The following is a 1,435-nucleotide window of genomic DNA, read 5'->3' as shown; positions in this document are numbered from 1 at the left end:
GATGGTGGCCACCTGTCAGATTCCAGGCCGCCCTGGGCACGTGCTGGCCGTGGGGTTGCCCGCCGCAGATCCCAAACTGGTCAAGGTGGTGCACAAGGTACTGGGGGCATCGGCTGCCGGGCTGGGCACGGCGCACAGCCCGTGGCGGGTGCTGCGTTTCAACCCTCAGCGTCGGATGGTTTTGGCCGGTGGGCCCGGTGGCTCAGCGCCGGAAACGGTGGTCAAGATCTCCACGGAAGCCCCTGCCGTTTCCGAATCCACGCTGGCCGTGCTGGCCTCGGACGCGGTGCCGATACAGGTCACCACCACCGCCCCGGGCATCTGCCCGGATCCTCGCGTGCGCTGCTATCCCTGGTACGGCGACGGTGACCTCACGGACCACGCCGTGGACACGTCAACCGTTGAGGCTGCCCGGAAGGCTGGCCGCGGCCTGGTGCGTTTGCACTCCTGTGCTGATCGTCTGGCCGAGAAGATCGTGAACCGGATTCCCGATTCACCGGACCCGGTGGCCCGTATGGAGGTCATGGCCACCGACCTGATGGCTGTGGATCCGGACGTGGCAGCACAGTTTCGCGCGGTGGCAGACCGGATCACCGTGAATCTTGAGATCACCGCAAGCCTTGGCACCGGCACCGCGCTGCGTGTGCTCCACGGGGATTTCTCCGCCGATCAAGTCCTGGTTAACAGCACAGCGTTCAGCCCCGGCCACAGCTCCTCCAACCCACACAGCGACGACGACGGCGTGATGATCACGGACTTGGACCGGATGCGTCTGGGTCAGGCCGCAGATGATCTGGGCAATGCAGTGTCATCGGGAATCATGACCCAGCTGGCCCAGATGGCACCATCCCAGGACTGGGAACCGGTCCTGGATGCGGTGACGGCGGCCATGGTGGAGGGGTATCGAGACCTCTGTGGTGCTCCATCCGATCACCAGATCCGCACCTGGGCGGGGTTCCACCTGCTCATGCGGGTCATGACGGCCTTCCGGGACTGCAGCCCGCACTGGCCCCAGCGGATGCACCAGGTGGTCCAGGCAGCTGGCGCGCTGGTGCCGGAAGCCGTGCCCACCACACTCACGGTGCAGCAGCCAGGCGGTGACCTGGAGACTTTCACCGTCAAACGGGCTTGGCCCAAGGCAGACGGTCGACTCAACGCTGAAGTGATCGACTCCACGGGCCGAGTCCGGGCGGCGGCAGCAACACCGAATCCGCACAGGCTGGGCCTCACCGAGTGGAAGGTCAACACCTTTGGCTCGGATCACAAACTGCCGGGACTCAAGGAGTTGTCCCGTCACGGCCAGGTGGTGGTGCACCGGCGGGGCAGGCGAGCTGTGGTGGCAACCGCGGATCGATACGTCAAGTTGCTGGCCGCGGACAAGGTGCCGGGGACGGCACGGCTCTCCCACGAACTTCACCACCTGGCAACCGCGGCA

At 66.1% G+C, this 1,435-nt stretch carries 1 pseudogene; it reads left to right on the top strand.

From position 1 onward, the window contains the following. A pseudogene (locus L979_RS16430) lies at positions 1 to 1,435 on the top strand (hypothetical protein); the annotation flags it as partial.

This window comes from Kocuria sp. ZOR0020, assembly GCF_000800955.1.
GTDB lineage: Bacteria > Actinomycetota > Actinomycetes > Actinomycetales > Micrococcaceae > Kocuria > Kocuria subflava.
The sequence above is the reverse complement of the archived record's forward strand: the minus strand, read 5'-3'. Positions and strand labels throughout refer to the sequence as shown.